Genomic DNA, 26577 nt, shown 5'->3' on the forward strand with positions numbered 1-26577 from the left:
TCCTTTTGCAGCGCAGACACGGTGGCCTCCGCGCTTGTGACATCCGTGGTGGTGATCCCCGGCACATCGCGTGTCACTCGTTCGTCACTTCCCGAAGCACTGCTTCTGACCTGCGTCTCCCTAGCGTCCTGAGCGTCACCGTCACCCTGGGGAGAAACCTGTGTCAGAAGCAGTGCTCGAACGGCCGGCCCACCTCGACGACTTCCTCGAGGTGCGCGACCGGCTGTTGCATACGGCGCGACGCATCGTCGGCGGCGAGTCCGATGCCGAGGACGTCGTGCAGGACGCCTGGCTGCGGTGGGACCACACCGACCGCACCGTCATCCGCAACGTCCCGGCGTTCCTGACCAGCACGACCACCCGCCTGTCGATCAACGCCATCCAGACCGCGTACGTTCGTCACCGCGGCTCGCCGGGCGAATGGCCGGTCGAACGGGCCGACCGCGGCGCCGACCCCGCGGAGCAACTCGAACGCACCGAGGAGCTGCGGGCCGCGCTGCTCGTGCTGGTCGAACGGCTCACCCCGCGCGAGTGTGCCGCGTTCGTGCTGCGGGAGGCGTTCGGCTATCCGCACCGGCAGATCGGTGAGGCGCTCGGCCTGACCGAGACCAACACCCGTCAGCTCGTGCGCCGCGCCCGCACCCGCCTGAACGAGGGCCGCGGCAAGCCCGCCGCCTCCAACGACCGCGTACGGCTGCTCGCCGCCTTCCTCGTGGTGAGCCGCACCGGCGACCCGGCCGCCCTCGCCCTGCTGGCCCGCGGCTGAACTGTGCCCCATCGGCCGCCATCACTGCCCTGACCTGCTCTTATGTTGCTCGGGGCGGGCGCGATGGGCAAAGATGTCCCGGTGTTGCGAGGACGGGGTCATGAGCAGGCGGCGTTGAACGGACTGCTCGACGCGGTCGCGGCCGGCCGCAGCGGCGCCCTGGTGCTCCTGGGTGAGGCCGGCATGGGCAAGACCGCCCTGCTCGACGAGGTGGCCACCGCCGCGGCGCGCCGCATGCGGGTGGCCCGGGTCGCCGGCATCGAGTCGGAGATGGAGCTGCCCTTCGCGGCGTTGCACCAGCTCTGCGGCCCGCTGCTCGACCACCTCGACCGGCTGCCGGCCCCGCAGCGCGACGCCCTTCGCACCACGTTCGGCCTGCGGGCCGGGGTCGCGCCCGACCCGTTCTTCGTGGGCCTGGCCGTGCTCAGCCTGCTCGCCGAGGCCGCCGCCGAGCGGCCGCTGCTCTGCGTGATCGACGACGCGCAGTGGCTCGACCTCGCCTCCTCGCAGACGCTCACCTTCGTGGCCCGCCGCCTCGGCGCGGAATCGATCCTCATGCTCTTCGCCGTACGCGAACCCGCCGGCGACGCCGTCCAGCATCTGCGCAGCCTGCCCGGCCTGCCGGTCGGCGGTCTGCGCGACGCCGAGGCTCGTGAGCTGCTCGCCTCGGTCGTACGCTGGCCGCTCGACCAGGGCGTGCGCGAGGCGATCCTGGCCGAGGCCCGCGGCAACCCCCTGGCCCTGCTCGAGCTGCCGCTGCGCTGGTCGCCGGTGAGCCTGGCCGGCGGTTTCCGGCTGCCGCGGCTGACCGGCTGCATCCAGGACAGCTTCCAGCGTCGCGCCGAGGAGTTGTCCGAGCCGGCCCGTACGCTGCTGCTGCTCGCCGCGGCCGACCCGGTGGGCGACTCGTCCCTGCTCTGGCGGGCCGCGCGGCTGCTCGGGCTGGGCCGTGAGGCGGGCGACGAGGTCGAGTCGGCCGGGCTGCTGCAGATCGGCGTCCGCGTGGTCTTCCGGCACACGCTGGTGCGCTCGGCCGTCTACGGCGCGGCGTCGCCCGAACAGCGGCGGCGCGTCCACCACGCGCTGGCCGAGGCGACCTTCCCCACCGTCGACCCCGACCGGCAGGTCTGGCACCGCGCCTATGCGACCGACGGTGCCGACGAGGCAGTGGCCGCCGCGCTGGAGGCCTCGGCCGGCCGCGCCCAGGCCCGAGGCGGGCTGGCCGCGGCCGCCGCGTTCCTGGAGCGGGCCGCCGAGCTCACCGCCGACCCCATGCGCGGCGCCGAACGGCAGCTCGCCGCGGCCCGCGCCAAATATCAGGCCGGCGCCCCCGAGGCCGCGTCCACGCTGCTCGCGCGGGCCGAGGCGGGCCCGCCCGGCGAGGCCCGGGCCGCCCGCGTCGGCCTGCTGCGGGCCCAGATGGCGTTCGCCTCGTCCCGCACGCCCGAGGCGCCCGGCCTGCTGATCGCGGCCGCCCGCCGGCTCGAACCGCTCGACGCCGGCCTGGCCCGCGAGGCCTACCTGGAGGCGTTCGCGGCCGCGGTGCTGGTCGGCCGGTTCGCCACCGACGTCGGACTGGCCGAGGTGGCCGCCGCGGCACTGGACGCCCCACCCGCGCCCGGCGAACCCGGCCCGCCCGACCGGCTGCTCGACGGCCTGGCCCACCTGTTCTCCGACGGGTTCGACAAGGGCGCCCCGCTCGTGCGGCAGGCCCTGGCCGGGTTCCGCGACGGCGACTTCACCCCCGGCGAGGCCCTGCATCTCGGCTACGTCGTCTCGCACGCCGCCCACGCCGTCTGGGACGACGAGGTCTGGCAGGCGCTGACCGCCCGCAACCTGCGGATGGCCCGCGGCACCGGCGCGCTCGCCACCATGTCGTACCTGCTTTACCAGCGCCTCGCCCTGCACCTGCACCAGGGCGAACTCGCCCAGGCGGGCGCCCTGGTCGACGAGGTCGAGTCGGTCGGCGTGGCCACCGGCGACGTGCAGCCGGCCTGCGCGGCCCTCGCCGTGGCCGCCTGGCAGGGCGACGAGGAAACCGTGAACCGGCTCGTCCCGCTGGTCGGCGACGGGGTGACCGAACGACGCGAGGGGTCGGTCTTCACCGTGGTGCACCTGTCGGCCGCGGTGCTCAACAACGGTCTGGGCCGCTACACCGAGGCCCGCGCGGCGGCCGAGCGCGCCACCGCGTACCGGCCGGAGACCGGCTTCGCGAACTGGGCCCTGGTCGAACTGGTCGAGGCGGCCGCGCTCAGCGGCGACCGTGACGGTGCGCTGGCCGCCCTCGACCGGCTGACCTCGCGCACCGGACCGAGCGACACCGACTGGGGCCGCGGCGCCGAGGCCCGCTCGCGCGCCCTGCTCACCGACGGGCCCGAGGCCGAACGCCTCTTCCGGTCGGCGATCGTGATTCTGGAAGGCTGCCGCGCGGCGTTCCTCGCGGCCCGGACCCACCTGCTCTACGGCGAGTGGCTGCACGCGTCGGGCCGCACCGCCGCCGCCCGCGTTCCACTGCGCACCGCGTACGAGATGTTCCGCTCGTTCGGTGCCGCGGCGTTCGCCGAGCGCGCCCGCCGCGAGCTGCGCGACCAGGTGCGCGGCCCGGCGACGGCGGTGACCCCGGTCGAGCTGACCCCGCAGGAACGGCAGATCGCCCGCCGCGCGCGCGACGGCCAGTCCAACGCGGAGATCGGCGCCGAGCTGTTCCTGAGTGCCCGCACGGTCGAATGGCACCTGCGCAAGGTGTTCACGAAGCTCGGCATCGCGAACCGGCGGGAGCTCAAGTCGGCCCTAGACTCGTCCATTTCTCAGGGGTAGCAGCTCGTCGGCCAGGTCGATGATGCGCCGGTCGTGGGTGGCCACGACGACCAGGGTGCCGGCGGCGACAGCGGCGGTCAGGGCGGTGGTCACCAGCTCGACGTGGTCGTCGTCCTGATGGGCGGTCGGCTCGTCGAGCAGCGCCACGACCGGCGACAGCACGAGCGCGCGGGCCAGCGCGGTGCGTTGCTGCTCGCCGAGCGACGTGTCGTGCGCCGGGCGGTCGGCCAGCGCGTCGAGACCCAGACGGGGCAACAGCTCGGGATCGGGCTCGTAGCCGCGCAGCCGGGCGGGCAGCAGCACGTTCTCGGCCACGGTCAGCTCGGGCGCCAGGGCCGCGCGCTGGGGGAGCAGCGACACCTTCGCCCAGTCGTTCACCAGGTGGGCCGGCTCGCCCGCGATCGTCACCTCGCCCTTCACCGGCGCCATCAGCCCCGCCATCAGATGCAACAGCGTCGACTTGCCCGACCCGGAGCGCCCGGCCAGCGCGGCGAGCCGGGCCGCGGGCAGAGACAGGCTGACGTCGCTGAGGACCCGATGGGTCACATCCACCACGCGTACGAGGGTCACGCCGCAATCCTGCCCCAGTCGGTGTCCGACGCGAGATAGAAGCCGCGGGCCGCGCCGACAGTCGTCGATCGTCGGCGTCACCTCGCCCGCGCCGTTGACGATCTGAGTGGTCAGATCAGCGGCCCACCTGATGCTCTGATTCGTGCCCGGAATCGCGCCCGGCCGTACGACACCCTTCGCCGTGTGCAGCCCCAGCGCCTCGGAGCCGCCCGGCATGCTCGCCCACGCCTCGATCCCGCGCTCCTCGGGCAGCACGTTGCCGACCATGCCGCGCCCGGTGTCGCGCCCCGAGTACGACCCGAACAGCACCTCCCCGGTTCTCGTGTCGCGCATGGCCATTCCGTACGGGGCTGAGGTGCCGTTCTCGTGCACGGTGAAGATCTCGAGGCCGGGGGCGGTCGGGATCGATGTCGGTGACGTGCATGGCGTTCCATGCCCCAGCCGTACGCTTTGCCCCGGCGCGGCGCTGCCCTCGGGGAGCACGCCGAACGACGAATAGAGCAGGCTCCCGTCGCGACCCGTGCGGCGTGTCGTTGAACGGGTTCGTCATGGGCACGAAACCGCTGTCCACGAACCAGTCCTCGACCAGGTGGCGACCATTCCATCGGTACGACACCAGGGTCGAACGCGTGTAACAGCCGCGCGCGAGAACGGCGCTCGGGTGGCGGCCGTCGAGATAGGCGACGGCGGCCAGGAAACGGTCGACGCGGTTGGCGGGCTCGATGCGCGGCATGGCGTAGTCGCCCCACATCAGACCGTCGTCGTGGCGTCCCGGCTTGTAACGGATCGTCTCGAGCTCGCGGCCGGTCGCTCCCTCGAAGACGGTCAGATATTCGGGGCCGTCGACGACGAAACCCTCGAAGGCGCGCAGGTTGTTGCGGGCGCTGCGGGCCGGGGCGTAGACGTCGATGAAATGGTCGGCGAGCTTCCCGGCGTCGGCGCGGCTCAGCGGATAGGGGTAGGCGGGTGCGATGCCGAACGCCTCTTCGAGGGTGCGCGGCCATCGTTGAGCGACCACTTCGGGGTGCGCGTGCCAGCCCTGGAACATCGTGACCAGATGCTGGTAGTAGCCGGCGGCGCTGAGGCGGTAGTCGTCGGTGTGCTTCCGGCCGGCCCGCACGTCGGCCGCCGGCATGGTGACGAAACGCGACCGGCCGTCCCGGGTGCCCGGCGCGGTCTTCATCATGATCTCGGCCCGCCCGTCGCCGTCGAAGTCGTAGACGAGGAACTGGGTGTAGTGCGCCCCGGCCCGGATGTCGACCCCGAGATCGATGCGATGCCGCAGGGTGCCGTCGAGCTCGTGTCTGCGGCTATGAGCGGACGCCGGGCGATACTGGCTATGATCCGCGCCGTGCGACTCCCAGACGTCATCCCGATCAAGTACGAGCCCGATTACCGTACGGGCCGCATCGGACGGCATGCGGGCGGACAGTTCTTCGCCGACATCACCGGCGCCTACCAGGAAGGCGTCAGGCCAGGTCACGACTGGCGGAACCAGCAGCGGATCTACGCGGTGCTCCATCTCTTCGACGAAAGCGGGCACCACACTGGCTCGAACCTCCGGTTCACCGGCTTCAGGGGCGACAGCCCCGCAGCCGTCGAGGCCGCCGAGCAGGTCTTGTCGGACTGGCTGGCCGGCCTCGAGGCGGTCACGAACTGCAATATCGCCATCCGGCCCTTCCGCGTCGACTTCGACAACGTCGTCTTTGGCCTCATCGATGAGACCACGGACGACCCGGACGAGGGCCATGGCGGGCCATGGGCCGAGCTCTACCCACAGGGACTTGGATTCCATGAGCCGTGGAACGGCGAATACGACACCTAGTGCGTGAAGGTGCAGCCCTTCAATCTGCTCGACGAGCCACCCGCGTCGCGCGGCGTCGCGCGCCATCGCTTCGTACGGCGGACCGAACAGCAGATAACCGCATGGGTTGGTGTCCCAGCCGAGAGGCACGGGCACCAGTTCCTCGTAGTAACTCAGCGGCAGTCGAGGTTGCTCAGCGGACACCGCTCGGCGCACATCGGCGTCCGGGAACATGGGTGCGACGTCCTCTTCGTCCCACCATGCCGTCCACTGCGGCAGCCGCCCGTCGACCACCTTCGGGCGCAGAAACTCCAAGAGTTCCAGCGTCGCCACAGGCGTAGGGCCGGGCACTGACGGCAATGCCGCATCGACGAAGAGGCACCCGGCAACAGGGCGCGGCGCCGAGGTGACGATGACAGGAACAAACAGACCGGCGTTGCTGTGCGCCACGATCACGATCGGCTGATCAGCCGGTAGCTGGTCGATGGCCTCCCGAGTGACCCGGGAAACCTCTTTCCAGAACGGTGGTCCGGCATTGGCGACGCCCACGAGGCTCGGCACCGTCGTCACCGCGCCACTGACGTCAAGTCTGGTCTTTATCGGTGCCCACGTCCGCGGACCGACCGATGGACTGTGCACGAGAACGAAGGCGGGATTCATCGGATCACCATGCCCCGGCCTCGTCGACACAATCCACCCCGGTTGTCACGCTGAGGCTGAACAGACCGGCAGTCACGCGGCGGCGAGAACCGCTGCGTCGGCCATTGGCACTTCAACACGTCGGGCAGCCTGACGCCGATGAACGAGCGTCACCGCCCGTTGAATCGCCGCGCCCGCTCAGCGGCAGGTCCGGATGCCGTCCAGGCGTCAGAGTTCGGCGAAGTATCGGATGAACCACGTTTCGTTTCGATCACCAAAGACCCACTGGTTCGGCCCGTCGTACCCGGTCTGGAGGATGCCGTGGGGGACGGAACGATAGCCAAGGTCGGTCAGTGCCTCTTCGACCCGGGCGCGGTCGTCGAGGTGCAGCGGCGGCGCGGGCACCGTCAGGGTGTCTGGCGACAGCGAATCTCGTCCCGCCCAGCATGTGGCTAGGTTGCCGAAGTTGCTCACGCCCACGATGACCGGAAAGCGGATACGGGTGCGCTTGGCGCGTGTCGTCGTGTACTCGGGCGGTATGCGAATCTCGCCGAAGCGGGAAGAATCCTGGTGCGCTCCCTGCCCGGGGATGAGCGGGCCGCCGAAGATGTCACTCAACCGCGTCGTGAGCTGCTCGAATCGCAGTTGCGTCGCCGCGCGGTCGAAGTCGCGGGGAAACTCCAGGCCCACCGCTTGCCCCAGTGCTCCGGGCTCGTCGAGGGCTCGCAGCACCGCCAGCCACTCCGACTCGTCATGAACCACCATGCCTGGGACGATAACGGTGACCGCGGCTGCGGAGCCATCTGATTCTCGGCAGTTCAGTGTGAGGCGGGCGCCCGGGCCGGCCACCGTGCGCAACCGAGGGCCGGCACCTGAGATCGTGGCTCCATCTCAGACCTGATCGGCTCGTCCGCTGCGCTGAGGACTGTGCTGAGGACTGGTCCGATCCGCCACGCTCGATGCCATGAATCACCGCGCAGCTCTGTTGCCAATAGTTTGCAATAAGATCGCGGTCTGAAGAATCGCCGAGCAAGGTGGGACGATCGTGCAGCACGAAGTAGAGGCAACCGCAGGAAGCGCGAACTCTCCCGACGCCCTGCCGCGCTTGGTCAGTGCGTGGGTCCACGGTTGGGCCATCTCTCGCGGAACGCCCGCACCCACCGCATTTCCGGGTGGCTGGCGTGTCGACGTGGGGCTACGTGCGCACCGCATGCGCTACGTGCTTCACGACCGGGACGAGCAGGCGTTGGCGCGGCTCGGCGCCCGTCACAACGCCCCTGGGACATGGATAAAGGCCGCCACGGAACCGGCGTACCTGCGCGCCGCTCTTCCCCCCGAGTGGAAGACGGCAGAGCCCTGCTACCTCATGACCGCGGCATACCGTGCCGCCTCCGACGAACCTTCCCCGCCATACACCACAAGCGTCCAGATCGACGGCCAGGTCATCAGCGCTGCGATCCTCGGTCACGAGGGGCAGATCGCGGCGTCCGGCAGGCTCGCGGTCGCGGGCCCGTTCGGCATCGTCGACCAGGTCGAGACCGCGCCCGAACACCGGCGCCGCGGGCTGGGCAGCGCTGTCATGCGCACGCTGGCACTCCACGGCCTTCAGTTCGGCGCCGACTCCGGCGTGCTGGTCGCCACCGACGACGGTCGCCACCTTTACGAAACCCTCGGCTGGAGAGTGGCTGCGCCCATCGCCGCCGCGTACGTTCCGGAGCAGTGATGCCGAAGGCTGAGCGGCACCTGGACCGCGCAGCCGAGGCCGGGGTGGAGCCTGACGGATTAGGCTCCACCTGGCAGTGGGGCAGCTACCCGCCGGCGGCGGTGAGACCGGGATCGCCGGCCCGGCCCCGGCGGGAGCGCCACGCGCCCACCAAGATGTCGACCAGCAGGAACCCGGCCAGCGGGATGCCGAACAGAGGGATCACCCAGCCGAGGGCGATGACGAGCGGGACGCCCACGACGATCGTCCACGGCGGGAGCTGCTGCCACGCGCCACGCGGGACCGGGGGAGCACCGACGAGAGCGCCGCGGCCTACGCGGGTGGGGCGTCGTTGCCACCACATGCGGTAGCCCCAGACGATCACGCAGAGGACGCCGACCGCGAGCAGAGCCAGCAGCACCTGGTTGGCCGGCCCGAAAAGGTTGCCCAGGTGCGCGCTGACCCCGAGCGAGCACCACCACCTCGTCGCCGTCGGGCACTGCGTCGAGAACGGCGTGCAGCGAGGGCGCGGCGCCGTCGAGAAAACAGGCGGTGGCTCCGACCGAAGCGGCCAGCCGGTCTACGGCGTCGTGCCGTCGTGATGGGTGACCGAGCGGGCCACCGGAAGAACGACGCGGCTCACGCGGGCGGCCTCCGATAGACGATGACCGGGCGGCCGTCGTGGTCGAGGATCTCGGCGTTGACGCCGTACACGTCGGACAGCAGTGCCGGGGTCAGCACCTTCGCGGGTTCCCCGGCGGCCACGACACGACCCTGGTCGAGCACCACGACGCTGTCGCAGAACATCGTGGCCAGGTTCAGATCGTGCAGCGCCGCCAGGGTCGTGACGCCGGAGCGGCGTACGAGGGAAAGCAGTTGAAGTTGGTGGCCGATGTCGAGGTGGTTGGTCGGCTCGTCGAGCAGCAGCAGTTCGGGCTCCTGGGCCAGCGCGCGGGCGAGCTGGGCGCGTTGCCGCTCGCCGCCGGAGAGGGTCTGCCACTTGCGGTGGGCCAGGCCGTCCAGGTCGACGCGGCGCAGGGCCCGTTCGACGATCTCGTGGTCGTCGCTGCCGTCCGACCAGCGGGAACGGCGGTGCGGGAAACGGCCGAGCAGCACGACGTCGGTGACGGTCAGGTCGAGATCGGTGTCGGCGTGCTGGGCCAGCAGGGCGATCCGGCGGGCGATGACGGCGCGGGGCTGCTGGGCCACGTCGTCCTCGCCGAGGGTCACGCGACCGCGGGCGGGCCGGAGAAGACCGGCCACGGCCCGTACGAGAGTGGTCTTGCCGGAGCCGTTGGGACCGAGCAGACCGACCAGGCTGCCCCGCGGGACGGCCGCGGTCACCTCGTACAGGATGCGGGTCGCGCCGGCCGACCACGAGACGTCGTCGATGTCGAGCATCAGCGGGTCCCCCCGCGGCGCAGCAGAAAGGCGAACGCGGGTACGCCGAGGATCGCGGTGAGCACGCCGACGGGAAGCTCGCGCGGCTCGAAGACCGTGCGGGCGGCTGTGTCGACCCAGACGAGGAAGATGGCGCCGGCGAGAGCGACCACCGGCAGCACGCGGCGATGGTCGGGGCCGGTCAGGAAGCGTACGGCGTGCGGGATGATCAGGCCGACGAAGCCGATCGCGCCGCTGATGGCGACGAGCACGGCGGTGAGCAGCGCGGTGGTGACCAGCAGCAGCCACCGTACGCGGCCGACGTCGACGCCCAGAGAAGCGGCGGCCTCCTCGCCGAACGCGAACGCGTTGAGCGCGCGGGCCTTGAGAAGCACGACGCCCAGAGTTGCCGCGAGCGTGGCCGAGGCCCAGGCCAGAGCGGTCCAGTCGACGCGGGCCAGCGAGCCGGAGAGCCAGAACGTGATGCTCTGCGTGGCGTGCGGCTCGGCCGCCCAGATGACGACGAACGACGTGACGGCCGCGCAGAGCTGACCGATCGCCACACCCGCGAGCACGACCCGGGTGGGGGACGAGCCGCCGGCCAGGGCTACGACGACGCCGAAGGCCAGCAGGGCGCCGAGGAACGCGCCGGCGGTCAGAGCGGCGACGCCGTGGGCCAGGCCGAGCACGATCACCCCTACGGCCCCGAGTGCGGCGCCGGAGGAGACCCCCAGCAGGTACGGGTCGGCGAGCGAGTTGCGGGTGACGGTCTGCATCACGGCGCCGGTGACGGCCAGTCCCGCGCCGACCACGGCCGCACCCAGGGCGCGGGGCAGCCGCAGTTGCCACACGATGTGGTCGCGCAGCAGCGGGACGGACGGTTCGGTGAGGCCGAGATGACCGGCGACGACCGTCCACACCGTACCGAGGGACAGGTCGGCCGGGCCGAGGGTGACGGCCGCGCCGATCGAGAGGATCAGCGCGGCCGTGAGCAGCGTCTTCAGCTCAGGGCCCCGGCCAGGTCCTCGACGGCGCTCACGTTGCGGACGCCGGCCGACGTGGACGAGAACGGGATGACCACGTACTTCTTCCGCTGGACGGCCGGCAGGTCCTTGAGGGTCGGGTTCTTCTCGAGGAACTGCTCCTTCTTGTCGGCCGGGTCCCAGCTCGCGTCGACCAGCACGATGACGTCGGGGTTGCGTTCGGCCACGGCCTCCCAGCTCGTGTCGCCCCAGTTGCCCTTGACGTCGGCGAAGACGTTGGTGACCCCGGCCGCGTCCATGATCATGCCGGGGGCGCCGCAGCAGGCGCCGACGCTGGGGGCGTCGCTGCCGCCGTCCCACCACAGGACCTTCGTGGCGGCGGGGGCCTTCTTGAGCCGGCTCTTCTGCTCGGTGATCAGCTTCTCGGCTCGCTCGGGGACGCCGAACAGCGTGGCCACGTCACGGATCTCGCCGAACACGTCGTCGAGGCCGAGCTTGGCCGGCTGGCTCCCCTTCGGGCAACCGGCGGGGGAGATGTACGTGCCCACGCCGAGCTTCTGCCACTCGGCCCGGTCGCCGACGCCCTCGTCGCCGAACGCGCTGCTGAACGAGGCGTAGATGAAGTCGGGGGAGGTCTCGAGCAGCTTCTCCTTCGACGGGTACTCCTTGGCCAGCACCGGGATCTTCCCGTACGCGTCCGCGAAGTCGGGGAGCACCTTGTCGTCGAGGTAGGCCGTGCCCGCCATCCGGTCCTGCAGGCCGAGCGCCAGCATGATCTCGGTGGCCGACTGGTTCATGGTGACCGCTTTGGCCGGCGGCTTGCTGACCGGCACCGGGGTGCCGCAGTTGGTGATCGGGGCGGCCTGCGAGGGGGCGGGGGCTTTGTCATCCCTGCCGGAGTTGTCTCCGGAGGCGCAGCCGGTAAGCACGAGCAGAGCGACGACGATGGACGGCGCGAAAACGCGCCAGGACACAGGAGACCGCACAGCGGACCGCCTTCCAGCACCTCGTGGACGGGTCGTTCGGTGCCGTGGCCGGTCTCCTGGCTGACGGGGTGGTGCGCCGGTGGCCGGCCTTCCCAGGCTCTTGCGAGCCCAGTGACCTTGGGTGGCCTCCAGCTTCCCGATCACAGTGGCGAGGGCCGCGCCGGTTTCTTCACCGGCTTCCCGAGCACCACGGCGAGGCCACTGTACGACCCCGCGCCGCCGCCACGCCTGCCGGAGGCGTGATGATCACACGACGCCCGGCCGCCGTCGGTTCCCGGTTCAGATGAGGTAGAAGTAGTTCGCCCCCAATAATCGACAAGGATTGATATCCGGACAGATCGGTGCGATGCTGCTCTGGGAGCGCTCCCATCCCTCGTCCCCGAAGAATGGAGCTCAGACCGTGCATCCCCGAAGATCCCGCCGGTCCGGCCGCGTGTTCGTCCTACTGCTGGCCCTGGTGGCGAGCATGCTGCCCTTCACCGGCGCGGCCCACGCCCACGGCACCATCGTCAGCCCCGCGTCCCGCGCCTACCAGTGCTGGCAGTCCTGGGGCAACCAGCACATGAACCCGGCCATGCAGACGCAGGACCCCATGTGCTGGAACGCGTTCCAGGCCAACCCCGACACCATGTGGAACTGGATGAGCGCGCTGCGCGACGGCCTGGGCGCCCAGTTCCAGGCGCGCACGCCCGACGGCCAGCTCTGCAGCAACGGCCTGTCCCGCAACGACAGCCTCAACCAGGCCGGCGCCTGGCGGAGAACCAGCATCAGCAGCAACTTCACGGTGAAGCTGTACGACCAGGCGAGCCACGGCGCCGACTACTTCCGGGTCTACGTCAGCAAGCAGGGGTTCAACCCGGCCACCCAGAAACTCGGCTGGGGCAACCTCGACTTCATCACGCAGACCGGCCGGTACGCGCCGGCCCAGAACATCTCGTTCAACATCTCGACGTCCGGCTACACCGGACATCACATCCTCTTCGTCATCTGGCAGGCCTCGCACCTCGACCAGGCCTACATGTGGTGCAGCGACGTGACGTTCGCCTAGTGAAGGACCGGTCCAGCACATCGTGCGGTGTGCTGGACCGCCGAGGAGCGACGATGAAACGCTACTTAGGAGCGGCGGCGATCCTGCTGGTCGCGAGCGCGGGCGCGGTCGTGCTGCGAGCCGACCCGCCCGACGTGTCCGAGCAGCTGCTGACCCGACTGCGAACCACGCTCGAACAACCGGCCGCGGCGGGGCACAACCACCACGGCACCCAGCCCGCCGTCGATGAGAAGACACCGGTGGTGTGCGGGGTCCACGTCTACGGCTTCGAACCCGCCCAGGCCGCTGAGCTGGCTGACGTGCGTACGGTTTATGGCTTTCACCTCTGCGGGGTCGCCGAGCCGCTCCGACCGTGGGACGTGGCCGTCAAACTGGCCGGGCCGGTGATCGTCGACCTGTCCTCCGACCCGCCGGGCGTCCAGGTCGTCGAGGCCACCGAGACCATCCGGTACGTCGACCGGCTGCGCGAGATGTTCCCCCCGAAGTACGCGGACCTGGCGTCGAAGGAAGCCCTGACCGCGACCGAGATGAGCGACCTGCGCGGCCGCTACGACGACGCGGCCGGCCTCTGACACCCGCAGCCGGTCCGTTGATCACCGTTGTCAGAGGAGCGCGCCCTCCGCCGTGCTGTGGCCGGCCAGGGCGGCGCGCAGGGTCAGGCGGTGGCGGCGGCGGATCTCGGCCTGCTCGAACGCCTGCCGGTCCTCGGCCGACTCGGGCAGCAGCGCCGGCACCGGACGCGGCCCGCCATTGTCGTCGACCGCGACCATTACCAGGTGGGAGGTGGCGACGACGGTCGGGGGCACGGCCCGGTCCCAGCGATCAGCCGTGACCCGTACGGCGACCTCCATCGAACTGCGCCCGGCCCACGTGATGCGCGCCTGCACGTGAACGACGTCGCCGACCCGTACGGCTTGAAGAAAGAGAGTCTCGTCCATCGCGGCCGTGACCGCGGGGCCGTCGGAGTGGCGGGCCGCCACGACTCCGGCGACCGAGTCGATCAGGTTGAGAATGCGCCCGCCGTGGACCGTACCCATCAGGTTGGTGTGGTGCTGGTCCATGATCTGCGACAGCGTCAGTTCCGAGGCCGACGGGGGTCGCCCGTGATCGGTCATCGTGGCACTTCCGTTCGTGTTCCCTTGCCTTGCCCGGCAGCGGTAGCCCCGGGCGAGCGCGATCCTAACGCGGCGATCAGGCCCCCTCCGGCACGGAAACTGGCGTTGTGGCGCGGGTCGCGCGCAGTGCCGACCCGCGAAAAGCCGACAACGTCAGGCCGCTCGCCGCGAAGGCCCAGCCCGCGCGGGCGGCTTTCAGATGGTGGACATGGATCTCCGCGAGGCCGCGTTTTGTCGTACGGATGTTCGAATATGGGCCTCGTGTTGACAGCGATGCGGCAGGTTGGTCAGGACGCGGCGAAGCTCGCCGCAGCCGATCTGTGGCCGGTGCCCGAGCATCAGATCGCCGATCTGCTGCGCGCGGCCCACCGGCTCGAACAGGCGGCGCTCGTGATGCAAGCGCGGCTGGTGCGCGAGGCCGACGCGCTGGGTCAGCCCGCGGCGCAGGGCTATCGCGCCACCCACAGTTGGGTGCGCGACCGCCACCAAACACGGGCCGCGGCCACGGCGTCGGCTAGCTCTGGCTCGTCCTCGATGAACGTCACGTACGACGAGGTCGCTCCCTTTGACCGGACCGGCCACTCCAAAGCAGGAAGATCCCGCATTTCGGCAGCCAACGAGGCTGCCGACCCCTCGCGGCCCCTCACCGCGCCGGACTGCCCGGGCAGCGCGCGGCCGGTCCCGTCGCGAGGCCCGGGACCGGAATCGCCAGATGCTCCCATCATGTTGGCCAGCCTGCCAGCGCCCAACAGAGGTAGATAGCCCCGGCTGAAGCCTACGCGAAACGATTGACATCCCACCGTTCCTGAAGGGCGACGATGAGCTGCAGTCGCCGGCCGCTACACGGCTCGCCGCGTCAGATCCAGCACGAGCGCGTCGAATTCTGGCGAATCCTCAAAAGGCTTGACGAGCCAGGTGCCGTGGTGGGTGATGATCGACGCGGACCACAGCCAGCGGTGTGGATCATCGCTCTCCTTGGCCGGGTCCGCCCACATCTCACACAGTCCCGCGAACGCCGGCGGGCCATCCTCCGGGTGCATTCTCTGCACCAGTCAAGGCCCTGCGGTCAGATCGTGCAGCCCATCCCTGACACTGGCGCGATCGGGTCCCAGCGCGATCAGGATCCCAGCGCCGAGGTGAACGTCCCCTTTGAGCAACGCCGCTCTTCAAACGATCGCCGGTATGAGGCGTGCAGCCCAGTCGTCGGTCGTGGTCACAACCCGACGGTAAGCCTGTACCCGGGTATCAGATGCAAGTCCCGAAACAGGACGCCGCCCCGGGCTCGCCAGGCATCATCGCCGCGTGCAGGCCAACCCTGCCGTCGTGGACGACTTGCCTGGGCAGAGCCCGGGTTGGCCGGTCAGGCGGCGCCGGCCTGCAAGCTGCGGACGTACCCAGCGATGCCGGCCATGGTGAAGTCGTCGGCGACGCTGTCGACCAGGATCAGGTCGTTGATGCTGTTGTTGGTCCGCAACGGCAGGATCCGCTGATATTCGGGTGAGTTGTACCAGGCCTCAGCGGTCGCGCGGTCGGCGAACTGGATCAGCACGACGCTGCCGGGCCACGCCCCCTCCACGACGGTCGGGTCGCTCTGGGCGAGGATCTTCCCGCCGAACGCCGCGAGAGTCGCGTCGACCTGTTCGAGGTACGACAGGGCGCCCTCGTTCGGGACGCCGCCGGGGATCCGCAGGTGGTTGATCAGGTAAGTAGCCATCTAAGCTCCTCCACTCGTTTGGATTACGCTTGGAATCTAACAGGCCGCGGTAAGATTCCGTACGTAATCTAAATCTCAGTCAGTGCACTAGAGGGCCAGGAGTCGACATGAGCCGAAACTCCAAGACGGTGGCGGAGCGAAACCGTGCCGAAGTGATCACCAACGCCGCCCGGCTCATCCGCCGTGACGGTACGGGCGTCCCGCTGAGCGACTTGATGGCCGCCGCGGGCCTCACCAAGGGAGGGTTCTACAAACAGTTCGGCTCGAAGGACGAGCTCGTCGGCCTGGCCGCGACCGATGCGTTCAGCGAAATTTTAGCCTTGATGGGGCGCCTGCGAGACGAGGCGGCGGACACAGCCGACGCCCGCGAAGCCCTGCTCACTGAGTATTTGTCCACCATGCACCGCGATGATCCCGGCTCCGGCTGCGCCAACGCCGCGCTGGCCACCGACGCGGCCCGCGCCGGTGACGGGAGTCCCCTTCGTGAGGCTTACCGGACCGGGATTACGACCACACTCACGAAGCTGGAGAGTTACTACGACGATGACCGCCGGCGGAACGCGATCAACACCCTCGCGGCGATGGTCGGCGCGATCTCTCTTGCCCGGGCAACCGCGGGCACGCCGCTATCCGACGAGATCCTCGAGACAGTCCGGCAGACGTTGATGGCCGACCCTGGAAAGACCGACGTCCCCCTCAGCACGCCACCGATTGCCTGAGCTGATCATCCTCGACATGCGCTCGGCGGGCGGGTACACGGCAAAGCGAGTCCGTGGCAGGCCGGACGCGCCCTGCCGTCGAGTGCGAACCCGCAGCGCAACGGCTGGCGGCTCAATACCGACGCCTTCGCCCGTCGGAACGGTCAGTCGTCGAGTTCGCGTCCTTCCCGGTAGGCGGCGGCGAGCGCCGACAGGATCGCGAGGCCGTCGTCAGCGGGGAGACAGCTCGCCTTCGAGTGCGGGCTGCACTGTTCCCAGTCGGGGAGATCGGCGGGATCCGGGCCGCCGACAGCCAGGCAGGCTTCGTGTTGGCGAGCGCGGAAATAGAAGGGCTCGCCGCCGGGAAGCCGGCCCTCGACCTGGACGGGAGCAGCCGTACAGGTCAGTTGAGCCTGCCAGCCTCGCGCCCTCAGTCTCGCGAGGGCGGCGAGCCTTCCCCGCTGCCCCCTGCCGGCCAGTGGCCTGAAACTGCGTCATGCTCTCCCGCACGGGGCAGGCGCTCGGCCGTTCGAACAGCGGGCTCAGCTGTTGCGGGGGTCGTCGGACGGGTTCGTGTACTCGATTCCGAGCGGGCCGATGGCGGTGACCTGAGTTACGTACTCGCCGGATCTGGCCCAGTGGAAATGGGGGGTTCCGCTGGGCAGGACGACGACGCTGCCGGGCGGATAGGGCTGGAGCTGTGTTTCGTCGAATTCCTCGCCGAGGCCGATGTAGAAGACGCCGGAAATGACCGTGTAGACGCGGTCCTCGATGTGTCGGTGCGGCTGGAGCTTGACGTCGAGGGGCACCTTGACCCGGATCGTGAAGAGGCCCGGTTTCGTCGGGTCGCCCACCACGACGGCGAGGCGGACCGTCGGGGGAAACGCGGGGAACGGCTGCCAGTTGATCTGTTCCGGCAGGATCGCATGGAAGACGGCCTGGTCCGGTTGATGATCAGGCATCGCGAATCCCCCCGGTTGGTGACGCCGCTGCCACAAATCGTATTGCCGGCCAGGCGGTCCGCGACGGTGAGTTGGGTGACAGTCAACGATCAAGGCGAGAGGTGGGGGCGGCGGCACGGCGGGGCGCGGGGACCGCGGACGATCAGCGCCGTGTCACAGCGCGGGGGGCTGTCCGGTCGTAGGGGGTGAGACAGGGGAATCAGATACGAAGGGTGTGACCGAGATGAAGATCGCGGTGCTGGGCGGGACCGGCCTCATCGGTTCGCAGGTTGTCACGCTGATGCGTGAGCACGGGCACGACGCCGAGCCGCTGTCCCCCTCGAACGGGGTGGACCTGCTGAGCGGCGAGGGCCTCGACAACGGGCTCAAGGGCGCCGACGTCGTCGTCAACCTGACCAACTCGCCCACGTTCGACGAGAAGTCGCCCGGCTTCTTCCACAAGACGATGGACAACATGCTCGACGCGGCCGAGCGTCAGGGCGTCGGCCACGCCGTCATCCTGTCGATCATCGGGGTGGACCAGGTTCCCGACCTGGAGTACTACAAGGCCAAGGTTCTGCAGGAGGAGCTGCTCAAGGCCGGCCCGGTCCCGTGGTCGATCGTCCGCGCGGGCCAGTTCTTCGAGTTCGTCCCGTCGGTGATCAAGATGGGGCTGGACGGCGACGTCGCCCACATCCCGGCCACGCCGGTGCAGCCGCTCGCCTCGGCCGACATCTCCCGCGCGGTGGCCCAGGTCGCCGCGGGCAAGCCCCTGCTGGCCGTCAAGAACGTCGCCGGGCCCGAGGTGTTCGCGCTCGACGAGCTCTGTCGGATCGCGGCCCAGGCCAAGGGCGTGTCGACGCAGATCGTCACCGACCCGTCGGCGGGCATGTTCGGCGCGGTGCAGGGCTCGGTCCTGACCGCCCCCGACGACGCCACGCTCACCACGACCACCTACCGCGAGTGGCTCGCCCAGCAGAAGTAGCCCGCTCGCTGGATGAGGGTTGTTCAGGGCCGACCTCGAGTTGCACCCAGCCGCAGGTTGACCGCTTGGTCTCAACCGCCCTGAACAACCCTCATTGCGCCCGCACGACGATGAGGTCGTGCGGGCGTTTTCACATGCGCTGGGCTCCAAGGACGGAAAGGAGCTCCAGCTTCTCGGCGCTCGGCGACCCCGGTGTCGCGGTGTAGACGACGAGCTGCTGCGACTGGTCGGGGTCGATCAGACGCTGGCAGTGGAGGTCGATCTCGCCGACCTCGGGATGCACCAGCCGCACCATGCTGCAGTACGGCCCGGCCACCGGATGCTCCCGCCACAGCTCCGCGAATTCCGGGCTCTGGCGCAGCAGCGCGGCCACGAGCGCGCCGGCTCGCGACTCCTTGCCGTCCCGGGTGTACGAGTTGTGCAGATCGGCCACGATCAGCCGGCTCTGCTCGTCCCGCTCCTCCGAGGGGTAGCCGAGCCGCGCCGCCGGGTCGGTGAACCAGCGGTAGTGCTTGCTGCGCGCCGCTCCGGAGAAAACACTCTCGTCGCCGATCAGCGCCACCGACAGCGGCGTCTGCAGCAGCGTCTCGCCGAGCGGACTGACGATCTGGGCCGCCGCACCCTGCAGACCGTCGAAGATGCGCCGCATCCCCGGGTTGATGTGGTCGGTGTCGGCCGGCCGCCGCCCGGTCGCGTAGCCGGCCAACCGGAACAGGTGCTCGCGTTCCTCGAGCGAGAGCCGCAGCGCGCGGGCCAGCGCCTCGAGGATCTGCTCGGACGGGTGCGGCCCGCGCGGCTGTTCGAGCCGGGTGTAGTAGTCGATCGACATGCCCGCCAGCACGGCGACCTCTTCGCGCCGCAGACCGCGCGTGCGGCGGCGACGGCCCCGGGGCAGGCCCACATCCTCGGGTTGCAGGGCCTCCCGCCGGGTGCGCAGGTAGTCGGCCAGCAGCGCGCGGTCCATCGTCAGACCGCCACGAAGTCCACGCGGGCCAGGTCTTCGGAGACGGTCCAGAGCCGGGCCGCGGCGGTGGCGTCCCGGGCCGGGCGGTAAAGCTTGAGCTCGGTCGGCTTGCCGGTGAACTGCCCGATGCCGTCGGGACCGTACAGCCGTCCGCCCTGGGCCGTCGCGCTCGTGGCGGCGTACAGGGCCGGTTGAAGTCCTTGATCGACGCCCTGGACGAAGAGGCCGAGCTTGGCCAGGCGCGCCATTACCGACTCGAGCTTGCCGGGCTTGTCGCGGCCCAGGTTCGGCCCGGCGGCGTAAAGGCCGGTCAGGGTCGTGCCCGGGTGCGCGGCGTTGCTGACGATGCCCCAGTCCTCGGCGCGCGAGCGGCGGTCGAGTTCGAGCGCGAAGAGCAGGTTGGCCAGCTTCGAGACCCCGTACGCCTTGATCGCCGAGTAGTTCGAGGTGGCCTGCAGGTCGTCCCAGTTGAGTTTCGCGTTGCGGGCGGCGCTGCTGGTCATCGTCGTGACGCGGGCCCGGCCGGCGCGCAACTGCGGCAGCAGCCGGGCGGTGAGCGCGAAGTGCCCGAGGTGGTTGGTGCCGAACTGCAGCTCGAAACCGTCGGCGGTGGTGTGCCGGGTCGGCGGGGCCATCACACCGGCGTTGTTGATCAGGATGTCGACGGGCCGGTCGACTGTCGCGGCGAACGCCGCGACCGAGTTCAGCGATGCGAGATCGAGCGCGGCCAGGCGTACGCGGGCAGTGGGAACCTCGGATCGGATGCGGGCCACGGCTGCCTCGCCCTTGGCCGGGTCACGCACCGGCAGCAGCAGGTCGGCGCCCTCGGCGGCCAGGCGCGTCGCCAGGCCGAGACCGACGCCGCTGTTCGCCCCGGTCACCACGGCCAGCTTGGTACTCACGAGAAACCCCCAGGTCAGTTGATGTCTGACTCAACTGTGTCGCGGCGGGAGAAGCGGAACCATGCTCTGCCGGGGCAAGGCTCAGGGCCGGTGCCAGCCCCGCAGCTTGAGAGGGCTGAGCACGATGTAGAGGCCGGTGATCAGGCCGTCGACGCAGGCCAGGGCGACCACCGCGACCGCCCGGCCGTCGATCAGGCGCACCGCGATGCCGGGCTGCCCGTTGACGTTCTCGACCGTCACCGCCGTCCCGGGCCGGCCCCCGAGCACGCTCAGCGTGAAGACCGCGACGTCGGCTACCCCCTCGACGGGCTCGTGAACCGATTCCACGAGCCCGCCGCTGTCACACAGCGCGACCACGTCGTGGGCCAGCAGCGCCTCGACGGCGGGCAGGTCACAGGTCGCGCAGGCCCCGGCCAGCCGGCGTGCGGCTTCCATCGATCGGGGGGACGTCAGCCACGGTCGCCCACGCTCGCGCGCACCGGCTCGCCGCCGGTCTCGAACGCGCGGCGAGGGTGCTGCACCGAGGCCAGCGAGACGATGTCGCGCCCGAAGACAGCGGCCGTCGTCCAGACCGCGAGGACCCGCACCTTCCTCTCCCAGGTCGGAACGGCGAGCACGTGGTAGCCGCGGTGCATGAGCCAGGCCGGGAAACCCTTGATGACGATGCCGTGCCATTGGAAGATGCCCCGTCCGAGCCCGAGGGTGGCGACCACGCCGAGGCTGGCGTGCTTGTACGCCTTGACCCGGCCCCCGCGCAGCGCCGCGATCAGGTTCTTGGCCAGCAGCTTTCCCTGCCGTACGGCGTGCTGCGCGTTGGGTACCGTGGCGGCGCCCGGCACGGCCAGGTCGGGAACGGCGGCGTCGTCACCGGCGGCCCACGCGTCCTCGATCGGCTCGGCGTCGGTCCCGATGCGCAGGTCGGCGCGCACCATGAGCTGGCCGCGCGCGTTCACGGGCAGGTCGGTGTGGTTGTCGACCAGCGGGTTCGCGCCGTTGCCGGCGGTCCAGACGATCAGCTCGGAGTCGAACTCGTCGCCGGTGGAGAGGACGATGTGCCCGTCCGCGGCCGAGCGCAGCTGGGCGTTGAGGTGCACGTGGCCGCCGCGCTTCTCGAGCTGGTCGACCACCCACTTGCCGGGTCCGTCGGTCACCTCGGGCAGGATGCGTCCCTGCGCCTCGACGAGGTGGAAGCTCAGCTCCTCGCGGTGGATCTCGGGGTACTTCTTGACCAGCGACTGGGCCAGCGACAGCAGCTCGCCGAAGCCCTCGACTCCCGAGAAGCCGCCACCGACGAAGGTCGCGGTCAGCAGGCGCTGCCTTTCCGGGCCCTGCTCGAGCGTGGCGGCCTGGTCGAAAGCGGTCAGCAAGCGGTCGCGGATCGCCACGGCCTCCTCGACATGCTTCATGCCGATCGCGTGCTCCGTGACGCCCGGGATAGCGAACTTGCGGGTCACCGCCCCGGCGGTGACGACCAGAATGTCGTACGACAGGGGATAGTCCTCGCCGACGGCGGGCTGCACGACGACCGTACGGTGGGCATGGTCGATCTTCGTGACGCTGCCGTTGATCAGCTTCGTCTTGCGCAGGTGGCGCCGCAGCGAGACGGCCGCGTGCCGGGCCTCGACCGAACCGGCCACGACCTCGGGCAGGAAGGGCTGGTAGGTCATGTAGGGCCGCGGGTCGACCACGATCACCCGGGCCTCGTCGCGACGAAGCTTCTTCTCCAGTTTCCAGGCCGTGTAGAAGCCGGCGTAGCCACCACCGACCACCAGGATCGTGCGCACTGTGCCCTCTGTTCTCTCGCATGCGGGCTTTGTCGCTCGCTAAGACAAGACAGGCCGCCCGTTTGTGACAACCCATCACCCGAAGGCAGCGATTTTCTCCTTGTTCATCATCCAGTAGATGTGCTCGATGCCGTCGTCCGAGACGTCGAGGGTCACCATCACGATGAGTTCCCCGTCACGGCTGAAGACGGCGCCGGGCCGCCCGTTGGTCGTGACGAACCGCGCATCCATGCCCTCCCAGAAGTACGTGGAGAACGCGGCGATGAACTTCGCCACCCGCTCGGACCCGACGACGATCTTGCGGGCGGCGTTCTTGGCACCGTTGCCGTCGGTGATGCTGGCGACCTCGGCGGCGAACAGCTTCTCCAAACCCTGCAGGTCACCGGAGCGGGCGGCGGTGATGAAGGTGGCAAGCAGTTCCCGTTGGGCCGAGACCGAGACCGGCGCCTTACGCTCCCCGGCCACATGTTTCCGGGCGCGGCTCACGATTTGACGTACGGCCGGCTCGTTGCTCTGCAGAATGTCGGCGATCTGCCCGTACGGGTAGTCGAAGGCCTCACGCAGCACATAAGCGGCACGCTCGGTGGGGGAGAGCTTCTCGAGCAGCATCAGGACGGCGAACTCGAGGGCGTTGCCGGTCTCGGCGCCCAGATAGGGGTCGGCGCTGGTGTCGATCGGCTCGGGCAACCAAGGACCGACGTATGTCTCCCGGCGAACCCGGGCCGACTGCAGGTGGTTGATCGCGAGCCGGGTCGTGGTGGTGGCCAGGAAGGCGGCGGGATTCTCGACCGTCTCACGGTCGTACATCTGCCAGCGCATCCAGACGTCCTGCACCAGGTCCTCGGCCTCGGCGGCGGACCCGAGCATGCGATAGGCGATCCCGAAAAGGCGCGGCCGCACCTCCATGAACACCCTCGTGGCCTCGTCGAGGTCCCCCAAGCTCATTCGTCGCCCCCTCCCGGCATCTCATCCTGGCCCCGCGACCAGTCCGAAAGCCAGTGCCGGACCAGTGACGATCACCTCCGTCACGGTTGCCCTGCCCGTCCGGTCAGCCCTGGTGAAGGGGCTGTTCGCCCCCCTGAACCGGGAGAGACCATGACTGACATCACCAAGCCGACCGTAGTCCTTGTCCACGGAGCCTTCGCCGAGTCGGCCAGTTGGAACGGCGTCATCGAACGTCTGGCCGGAGAAGACCTCGACGTGATCGCGGTGGCCAATCCGCTGCGCAACCTGGCGGGCGACGCGCAGTACGTCAACGACGTGGTGGACGAGATCGGTGGGCCGGTGCTGCTGGTGGGGCATTCGTACGGCGGCATGGTCATCACCGAGGCGGCGGCGGGCAACGACGAGGTCAAGGGACTGGTGTACGTGTGCGCGTTCGCGCCGGCGCCGGGGGAGTCGGCGTTCCAGCTCTCGACGAAGTTCCCGGGGAGCAGCCTCGGCGAAGCGCTGGCGGCGTACCCGGTGTCGACGGGGGGCAACGAGTTCGCAATCCGGCCGGACGTCTTCCATCACCAGTTCGCGGCCGACGTCACCGATGCTCAGGCCAAGCTGATGGCGGCTACGCAGCGGCCGGTCACCGAGGCGGCGCTGTCCACGGGGCTGTCGTCGCCGGAGCCCGCCTGGGCGAACCTGCCGTCGTGGTTCGTCTACAGCGACGGTGACCTGAACATTCCGGTTCAGCTGCACCGGTGGATGGCTGATCGGGCGGGGGCCAAGTCGATCCGGGAGATCGCGGGTGGGTCCCACGCTCTCAGCGTGTCCCGGCCCGAGGCGGTGGCTGAGGCGATCCTCGAGGCTGCTGCAGCGGTCTGAGCCGGCGGCTGCGCCGCAACACGTGGGGCCGGCGACGGGCATGACCGACCTCACGTGTTGCGGCCCGATCGTCTACAGAAGGGTGCCGACGGCGGCGGCGGCCGACTGCACGGCGACGGCGATCGCGCTGACCGCGCCCACGTGTTCGCCGGCTCGCTTCAGGGCGGCCAGGACGCGGTCGGGCCGGGGCTGGCGGGCGGCCAGCTCGGTCCGGGCCATCTCGACCTCGGCGCGGGCCAGGTCGGGCTCGTCGAGGGCCGACCGGTTCGCCTCGATCAGGCGGAGCACCTCGTCGATCCGGGCGGCCACCTGGTCGCCGCCGGCACCGTGCTGGGTGGCCTGGGCGCCCAGCCCGGCGGCCAGGTTGCCCGCCTCGATCCGGGCGTTCCCGCCCACCTGCATGCCGTAGTTGATGTTGGACATGTGATCAGCCCTTTCCGCCGCCGGCGACCTTGCTCATCATCGCCGTGGCTTTGGCGTTGAGGCCGACAGCCATGTTGTCGGCCTTGATCTGGCTGCTACCGGTGGCCATGAGGCCGTAGTTGAGGATCATGGTCTGCCGCTCGCGGACGTCCGACGCGTCGATGCCGTGAGCGTCGAGGAACTGTTCGAGCGAGTCCAGCACCCGCCGTTCGATGATCTTCAGGTAGTGCTCCTTGTCGGCGACCTGGAAGTAACGGTGGTAGCGCTTGTCCATCGCTTCCTCCCGGGGCGCGATCGTGGCGCCGTAGTTGAACGTGCGCTCCTCGGTGATCTCGCGGCGGTCCCGGCGCAGCGCCGAGCGCAGCGTCATCGGGCGGAACAGTTCGGCGACGACGACGAACGGGGAGCGGATCTGCCGGATGATCGTGATCGGTAGCGTGGCCGCCACGATCCGGCCGACCTGGCGGAACGTCGGGTACTCGCGCAGGTCGTCGACCGAGTGGTAGTCCTTGCGCAGCGGGCCGAGCAGCCGGTAGTCGGCCTCGACGTAGAGCTGCTCGTCGCGGTACTGCACGAACCGGACGAACATCGTCATCACCAGCTCACCGCTCCAGCCGGTGATCCGCAGCGCCAGGTAGGGCCGGGCCCGGTCCTGCGGGGTGTCCCACTGCCGCCTGATCACGTCGCGGCCCACCTGTTGCCGGGGCGCGCTGAGCGGATCGGGCAGCAACTCCGGCGCGACCGCGGGCATCGAGCCGTTGAGCAGATCGTCACCGGCCGCGAAGAGGCGGTCGTCGACGGTGACGCCGGGCAGGTTGAGCGCCTTGATCGCCCCGGCGACGTGGTCGTGCACCTCGGCGACGGTGAACCGGCGGATGGTCTCGCCCATCGCGGGCTTGCTGACGTCGGCGACGAACGACCACTCCTTCTCCTGTCCACCGAAGCCGAGGAACGGTTCGTAATCGGGGTAGACGGTCACGTTGCCGCGGTCGCGCGCGGCGAGGTCGGCGATGCGGCGGCGCATGTGGTCGGAGGCGGGTTCGGGGGCCTGGTCCGGGTCGAAGACCGATCGCCGTAGTTTCGGGGCGAGAACCCGGTACGAGGTGCGGAACCGTTCGAGGGCGACGACCAGCCAGCCCAGCAGCAGGCCCAGTCCGAACACCGGCCACAACGGCAGGAACAACAGCAGCAGGATGTCGGTGACGCGCTGCCGGCGACGGGCGGCGACGGCGTACTTGACGACGGTCGCGAGGTCGACGCCCGGGGACGAGGCGACCGCGCGGAGCGGCTGCTCGACCGTGCCGGCCAGGATGCGGCGGCTGAGCGCACTGTCGAGTTGCACGGCCGCGCACATGTACCGGGTGGCGTCGCGCGCGAAGTTCGGCGCGCCCGCGGCCGCGGCCGGTGTCGGCACGACGGGCGCCGGACGCTGGAACGGGGTGATCGGTGGGACGGTCGCGGTGGTCATCGGCCTGGTCGCCGTGGCCTGAGTACGCGTGGCGGTGGCGTTCCCACCGGTCGGCGGTGTGATCAGGCGGGGCCGGCCGCAGAGGGCGCAGACGAGGTAGGCGGAGGTGTTGTCGCCGCCGCAGTAGGTGCAGAGCATGGGTCGTTCTCCTCACTCGGTCCGGCGGCACGAGTCGCGTGCCTGCAGGCATCCGTCCGGACGGGCGGGCCGCGTTGTCGTCGGCGCCGTGGACGGGACGGTCGACGTCACCGCGGGCGTCTTCGACGGTGGCGGGGGATCGTCCACGATCATGCGGAAGGTCTGCAGAACCCCGCCGAACGCCAGCGCGGCGACGGCGGCGGCGAGCGCGAGACCGGTGGCGTCGGCGCGGCGGGAACGGTAGGCGCCCATCAGTCGAGGTATTCCAGCGGGACCGACTTGTATCCGGTGGCCTGCGCGGGGATCAGCAGCTCGTCGGCCTGGGCGGAGGCGACCAGTGAGTTGAGCGCGCTGTGCAGGGCGGTGGCGAGCGCCTCCTCCTGCCCGGAGCTTCCGTCGGCGAGGAACGCCGCCTTGGTGGCGATCCGGCCGAGCACCTCCTCCTGTGCCGCTCCGAAGCCGTACGTGACGACGTGTGGCCGGCGGCGCCATCCCTTGTCGACCAGAACGCGGAAGGCGTTCTCCCACTCGCCGTCGGTGGGCGCGCCGTCGGTCAGGAAGAACATGATCGGTCGCAGGACGGCCTTGCCCTGGGCGGTCAGGGCGGGAAGGTCGATGTCGATGCGCTCCCGGACCAGGTCGAAGGCGGCGCCGTAGTTGGTCATCCCGTCGCACGCGACCTCGGGCATGCCGGGCACGTACTCCATGTCGGTCATCTCGATGACGACCCACGGCTGCGTGGAGAACGCGATGATCGACATGTGGGCGAACTCGGAGACCCGTGGGCTGTTGGCGAGGGTGCTGTGCAGCTTCTGCAGGGTCCGGTTGAGGGTCTGCTCGTGCTGCGACATCGAGGTCGACACGTCGATGACGAGATAGGTGGGCAGACACTTCTGCCGCATGTGGTGCATGTCGTCGGTCATCGGCGGAACTCC

The 26577-nt window shown here is 70.0% G+C and carries 29 protein-coding genes, 1 pseudogene and 1 riboswitch; of the genes and pseudogenes, 10 read left to right on the plus strand and 20 right to left on the minus strand.

The annotated features are described in order from the left end of the window. Positions 1 to 160 precede the first annotated feature (160 nt). Both EER30_RS36565 and EER30_RS36570 read left to right on the plus strand, forming a co-directional pair. Positions 161 to 766 carry a sigma-70 family RNA polymerase sigma factor gene (locus tag EER30_RS36565; RefSeq protein ID WP_127505628.1) on the plus strand — a complete coding sequence of 202 codons (606 nt, stop codon included), beginning with the start codon at positions 161 to 163 and terminating at the stop codon, positions 764 to 766. An 81-nt stretch (positions 767 to 847) separates the two neighbouring features. After that, complete coding sequence (locus tag EER30_RS36570; RefSeq protein ID WP_349290905.1) at positions 848 to 3583, plus strand: AAA family ATPase; 2736 nt, start codon at positions 848 to 850, stop codon at positions 3581 to 3583. Here EER30_RS36570 and EER30_RS49045 read toward each other — a convergent pair. Next, complete coding sequence (locus tag EER30_RS49045) at positions 3557 to 4636, minus strand: ATP-binding cassette domain-containing protein (RefSeq protein WP_349290906.1); 1080 nt, start codon at positions 4634 to 4636, stop codon at positions 3557 to 3559. The two genes, EER30_RS36570 and EER30_RS49045, sit on opposite strands and share 27 nt — an antisense overlap. An 88-nt stretch (positions 4637 to 4724) precedes the next feature. After that, a pseudogene (locus EER30_RS50095) lies at positions 4725 to 5675 on the minus strand (rhamnogalacturonan lyase family protein); the annotation flags it as partial. Here EER30_RS50095 and EER30_RS36580 point away from each other — a divergent pair. Continuing rightward, positions 5667 to 5978 carry a hypothetical protein gene (locus EER30_RS36580; RefSeq protein ID WP_205650573.1) on the plus strand — a complete coding sequence of 104 codons (312 nt, stop codon included), beginning with the start codon at positions 5667 to 5669 and terminating at the stop codon, positions 5976 to 5978. The pseudogene EER30_RS50095 and the gene EER30_RS36580 overlap by 9 nt on opposite strands. Positions 5979 to 6824: 846 nt before the next feature. Here the strand turns inward: EER30_RS36580 and EER30_RS36585 are convergent. Further along, positions 6825 to 7361, minus strand: coding sequence for a hypothetical protein (locus tag EER30_RS36585; protein ID WP_127505632.1), 537 nt, complete (start codon positions 7359 to 7361; stop codon positions 6825 to 6827). 445 nt (positions 7362 to 7806) lie between these two features. Between EER30_RS36585 and EER30_RS36590 the strand changes: the two genes are divergently transcribed. Continuing rightward, positions 7807 to 8319 (plus strand): GNAT family N-acetyltransferase, encoded by a 513-nt coding sequence (locus tag EER30_RS36590; RefSeq protein ID WP_127505634.1) that lies wholly within the window; start codon positions 7807 to 7809, stop codon positions 8317 to 8319. Between the two features lie 85 nt (positions 8320 to 8404). Here the strand turns inward: EER30_RS36590 and EER30_RS36595 are convergent, their stop codons facing one another. The 4 genes from EER30_RS36595 to EER30_RS36610 all read right to left on the minus strand — a co-directional run bounded on the left by EER30_RS36595 (position 8405) and on the right by EER30_RS36610 (position 11647). Next, the gene (locus EER30_RS36595; RefSeq protein ID WP_127505636.1) at positions 8405 to 8749 is read right to left on the minus strand and encodes a PepSY domain-containing protein; all 345 of its coding nucleotides are present in this window, start codon (positions 8747 to 8749) and stop codon (positions 8405 to 8407) included. Between the two features lie 188 nt (positions 8750 to 8937). Beyond that, on the minus strand, positions 8938 to 9699 hold the full coding sequence (locus EER30_RS36600; protein ID WP_127505638.1) for an ABC transporter ATP-binding protein: 762 nt from the start codon (positions 9697 to 9699) through the stop codon (positions 8938 to 8940). Then, the gene (locus tag EER30_RS36605; RefSeq protein WP_127505725.1) at positions 9699 to 10682 is read right to left on the minus strand and encodes an iron chelate uptake ABC transporter family permease subunit; all 984 of its coding nucleotides are present in this window, start codon (positions 10680 to 10682) and stop codon (positions 9699 to 9701) included. The genes EER30_RS36600 and EER30_RS36605 overlap by 1 nt, the downstream gene beginning before the upstream one ends. After that, positions 10679 to 11647, minus strand: a complete 969-nt coding sequence (locus EER30_RS36610; protein ID WP_127505640.1) for an ABC transporter substrate-binding protein — start codon at positions 11645 to 11647, stop codon at positions 10679 to 10681. The genes EER30_RS36605 and EER30_RS36610 overlap by 4 nt, the downstream gene beginning before the upstream one ends. A 29-nt stretch (positions 11648 to 11676) precedes the next feature. Further along, positions 11677 to 11854, minus strand: a riboswitch (cobalamin riboswitch). Positions 11855 to 12080: 226 nt separating this feature from the next. Between EER30_RS36610 and EER30_RS36615 the strand changes: the two genes are divergently transcribed. Together EER30_RS36615 and EER30_RS36620 are read left to right on the plus strand one after the other, a co-directional pair. Next, positions 12081 to 12695 carry a lytic polysaccharide monooxygenase auxiliary activity family 9 protein gene (locus EER30_RS36615; protein WP_240670529.1) on the plus strand — a complete coding sequence of 205 codons (615 nt, stop codon included), beginning with the start codon at positions 12081 to 12083 and terminating at the stop codon, positions 12693 to 12695. Positions 12696 to 12748: 53 nt separating this feature from the next. Beyond that, on the plus strand, positions 12749 to 13267 hold the full coding sequence (locus EER30_RS36620) for a hypothetical protein (protein WP_127505644.1): 519 nt from the start codon (positions 12749 to 12751) through the stop codon (positions 13265 to 13267). 30 nt (positions 13268 to 13297) lie between these two features. Here the strand turns inward: EER30_RS36620 and EER30_RS36625 are convergent, their stop codons facing one another. Then, positions 13298 to 13810: an acyl-CoA thioesterase gene (locus tag EER30_RS36625; protein WP_127505647.1), complete on the minus strand. Its 513-nt coding sequence runs from the start codon at positions 13808 to 13810 to the stop codon at positions 13298 to 13300. A gap of 252 nt (positions 13811 to 14062) precedes the next feature. On the opposite strand from EER30_RS36625, the gene EER30_RS36630 reads away from it, so the two are divergent. Then, positions 14063 to 14572 (plus strand): hypothetical protein, encoded by a 510-nt coding sequence (locus EER30_RS36630; protein WP_127505649.1) that lies wholly within the window; start codon positions 14063 to 14065, stop codon positions 14570 to 14572. Between the two features lie 77 nt (positions 14573 to 14649). Here EER30_RS36630 and EER30_RS36635 read toward each other — a convergent pair whose 3' ends face one another. Both EER30_RS36635 and EER30_RS36640 read right to left on the minus strand, forming a co-directional pair. Further along, positions 14650 to 14850 (minus strand): hypothetical protein, encoded by a 201-nt coding sequence (locus EER30_RS36635; protein WP_127505651.1) that lies wholly within the window; start codon positions 14848 to 14850, stop codon positions 14650 to 14652. A gap of 320 nt (positions 14851 to 15170) precedes the next feature. Further along, positions 15171 to 15524 (minus strand): DUF1330 domain-containing protein, encoded by a 354-nt coding sequence (locus EER30_RS36640; protein WP_127505653.1) that lies wholly within the window; start codon positions 15522 to 15524, stop codon positions 15171 to 15173. 107 nt (positions 15525 to 15631) lie between these two features. Between EER30_RS36640 and EER30_RS36645 the strand changes: the two genes are divergently transcribed. Further along, on the plus strand, positions 15632 to 16243 hold the full coding sequence (locus EER30_RS36645; RefSeq protein WP_127505655.1) for a TetR/AcrR family transcriptional regulator: 612 nt from the start codon (positions 15632 to 15634) through the stop codon (positions 16241 to 16243). Between the two features lie 521 nt (positions 16244 to 16764). On the opposite strand, the gene EER30_RS36655 is transcribed toward EER30_RS36645, so the two are convergent. Then, positions 16765 to 17184 carry a cupin domain-containing protein gene (locus EER30_RS36655; RefSeq protein WP_127505657.1) on the minus strand — a complete coding sequence of 140 codons (420 nt, stop codon included), beginning with the start codon at positions 17182 to 17184 and terminating at the stop codon, positions 16765 to 16767. A gap of 223 nt (positions 17185 to 17407) precedes the next feature. On the opposite strand from EER30_RS36655, the gene EER30_RS36660 reads away from it, so the two are divergent. After that, positions 17408 to 18148 (plus strand): SDR family oxidoreductase, encoded by a 741-nt coding sequence (locus tag EER30_RS36660; protein ID WP_127505659.1) that lies wholly within the window; start codon positions 17408 to 17410, stop codon positions 18146 to 18148. A 130-nt stretch (positions 18149 to 18278) separates the two neighbouring features. Here EER30_RS36660 and EER30_RS36665 read toward each other — a convergent pair whose 3' ends face one another. The 5 genes from EER30_RS36665 to EER30_RS36685 form a co-directional block, all read right to left on the minus strand. Beyond that, complete coding sequence (locus tag EER30_RS36665; protein ID WP_127505660.1) at positions 18279 to 19112, minus strand: helix-turn-helix transcriptional regulator; 834 nt, start codon at positions 19110 to 19112, stop codon at positions 18279 to 18281. Between the two features lie 2 nt (positions 19113 to 19114). Continuing rightward, complete coding sequence (locus EER30_RS36670; RefSeq protein WP_240670530.1) at positions 19115 to 20014, minus strand: SDR family oxidoreductase; 900 nt, start codon at positions 20012 to 20014, stop codon at positions 19115 to 19117. A gap of 81 nt (positions 20015 to 20095) precedes the next feature. Continuing rightward, positions 20096 to 20449 (minus strand): sigma-70 family RNA polymerase sigma factor family protein, encoded by a 354-nt coding sequence (locus EER30_RS36675; protein WP_127505664.1) that lies wholly within the window; start codon positions 20447 to 20449, stop codon positions 20096 to 20098. A 14-nt stretch (positions 20450 to 20463) separates the two neighbouring features. Next, positions 20464 to 21798, minus strand: a complete 1335-nt coding sequence (locus EER30_RS36680; protein WP_127505666.1) for an NAD(P)/FAD-dependent oxidoreductase — start codon at positions 21796 to 21798, stop codon at positions 20464 to 20466. Between the two features lie 75 nt (positions 21799 to 21873). Further along, on the minus strand, positions 21874 to 22743 hold the full coding sequence (locus EER30_RS36685) for an RNA polymerase sigma-70 factor (RefSeq protein WP_127505667.1): 870 nt from the start codon (positions 22741 to 22743) through the stop codon (positions 21874 to 21876). A gap of 150 nt (positions 22744 to 22893) precedes the next feature. Here EER30_RS36685 and EER30_RS36690 point away from each other — a divergent pair, with 150 nt between their 5' ends. Next, positions 22894 to 23613 carry an alpha/beta fold hydrolase gene (locus tag EER30_RS36690; protein ID WP_127505669.1) on the plus strand — a complete coding sequence of 240 codons (720 nt, stop codon included), beginning with the start codon at positions 22894 to 22896 and terminating at the stop codon, positions 23611 to 23613. Between the two features lie 72 nt (positions 23614 to 23685). Here EER30_RS36690 and EER30_RS47500 read toward each other — a convergent pair whose 3' ends face one another. Genes EER30_RS47500 through EER30_RS36710 form a run of 4 tightly spaced genes read right to left on the minus strand, consistent with a single transcriptional unit; the run spans position 23686 to position 26565 of the window. Next, positions 23686 to 24036, minus strand: coding sequence for a hypothetical protein (locus EER30_RS47500; RefSeq protein WP_164842604.1), 351 nt, complete (start codon positions 24034 to 24036; stop codon positions 23686 to 23688). A gap of 4 nt (positions 24037 to 24040) precedes the next feature. Beyond that, complete coding sequence (locus EER30_RS36700) at positions 24041 to 25642, minus strand: AbeC-like domain-containing protein (protein WP_127505671.1); 1602 nt, start codon at positions 25640 to 25642, stop codon at positions 24041 to 24043. Between the two features lie 12 nt (positions 25643 to 25654). Beyond that, positions 25655 to 25894, minus strand: a complete 240-nt coding sequence (locus EER30_RS36705) for a hypothetical protein (RefSeq protein WP_127505673.1) — start codon at positions 25892 to 25894, stop codon at positions 25655 to 25657. Beyond that, entirely contained in the window at positions 25894 to 26565 is a 672-nt protein-coding gene (locus tag EER30_RS36710) for a vWA domain-containing protein (RefSeq protein ID WP_127505675.1), read from the minus strand. Before EER30_RS36710 ends, EER30_RS36705 begins: the two co-directional genes overlap by 1 nt. Positions 26566 to 26577 lie beyond the last annotated feature (12 nt).

Source organism: Actinoplanes solisilvae (assembly GCF_003999975.1).
Classification (GTDB): domain Bacteria; phylum Actinomycetota; class Actinomycetes; order Mycobacteriales; family Micromonosporaceae; genus Actinoplanes; species Actinoplanes solisilvae.

Bases quoted from the DNA above. Each gene is read 5' to 3' on its own strand.
- EER30_RS36585 (WP_127505632.1), bottom strand. From the start codon at position 7,361: ATGGTGGTTCATGACGAGTCGGAGTGGCTGGCGGTGCTGCGAGCCCTC.
- EER30_RS36590 (WP_127505634.1), top strand. From the start codon at position 7,807: ATGCGCTACGTGCTTCACGACCGGGACGAGCAGGCGTTGGCGCGGCTC.
- EER30_RS36600 (WP_127505638.1), bottom strand. From the start codon at position 9,699: ATGCTCGACATCGACGACGTCTCGTGGTCGGCCGGCGCGACCCGCATC.
- EER30_RS36620 (WP_127505644.1), top strand. From the start codon at position 12,749: ATGAAACGCTACTTAGGAGCGGCGGCGATCCTGCTGGTCGCGAGCGCG.
- EER30_RS36625 (WP_127505647.1), bottom strand. From the start codon at position 13,810: ATGACCGATCACGGGCGACCCCCGTCGGCCTCGGAACTGACGCTGTCG.
- EER30_RS36630 (WP_127505649.1), top strand. From the start codon at position 14,063: ATGGGCCTCGTGTTGACAGCGATGCGGCAGGTTGGTCAGGACGCGGCG.
- EER30_RS36635 (WP_127505651.1), bottom strand. From the start codon at position 14,850: ATGCACCCGGAGGATGGCCCGCCGGCGTTCGCGGGACTGTGTGAGATG.
- EER30_RS36640 (WP_127505653.1), bottom strand. From the start codon at position 15,524: ATGGCTACTTACCTGATCAACCACCTGCGGATCCCCGGCGGCGTCCCG.
- EER30_RS36645 (WP_127505655.1), top strand. From the start codon at position 15,632: ATGAGCCGAAACTCCAAGACGGTGGCGGAGCGAAACCGTGCCGAAGTG.
- EER30_RS36655 (WP_127505657.1), bottom strand. From the start codon at position 17,184: ATGCCTGATCATCAACCGGACCAGGCCGTCTTCCATGCGATCCTGCCG.
- EER30_RS36660 (WP_127505659.1), top strand. From the start codon at position 17,408: ATGAAGATCGCGGTGCTGGGCGGGACCGGCCTCATCGGTTCGCAGGTT.
- EER30_RS36665 (WP_127505660.1), bottom strand. From the start codon at position 19,112: ATGGACCGCGCGCTGCTGGCCGACTACCTGCGCACCCGGCGGGAGGCC.
- EER30_RS36675 (WP_127505664.1), bottom strand. From the start codon at position 20,449: ATGGAAGCCGCACGCCGGCTGGCCGGGGCCTGCGCGACCTGTGACCTG.
- EER30_RS36685 (WP_127505667.1), bottom strand. From the start codon at position 22,743: ATGAGCTTGGGGGACCTCGACGAGGCCACGAGGGTGTTCATGGAGGTG.
- EER30_RS36690 (WP_127505669.1), top strand. From the start codon at position 22,894: ATGACTGACATCACCAAGCCGACCGTAGTCCTTGTCCACGGAGCCTTC.
- EER30_RS47500 (WP_164842604.1), bottom strand. From the start codon at position 24,036: ATGTCCAACATCAACTACGGCATGCAGGTGGGCGGGAACGCCCGGATC.
- EER30_RS36700 (WP_127505671.1), bottom strand. From the start codon at position 25,642: ATGCTCTGCACCTACTGCGGCGGCGACAACACCTCCGCCTACCTCGTC.
- EER30_RS36705 (WP_127505673.1), bottom strand. From the start codon at position 25,894: ATGGGCGCCTACCGTTCCCGCCGCGCCGACGCCACCGGTCTCGCGCTC.
- EER30_RS36710 (WP_127505675.1), bottom strand. From the start codon at position 26,565: ATGACCGACGACATGCACCACATGCGGCAGAAGTGTCTGCCCACCTAT.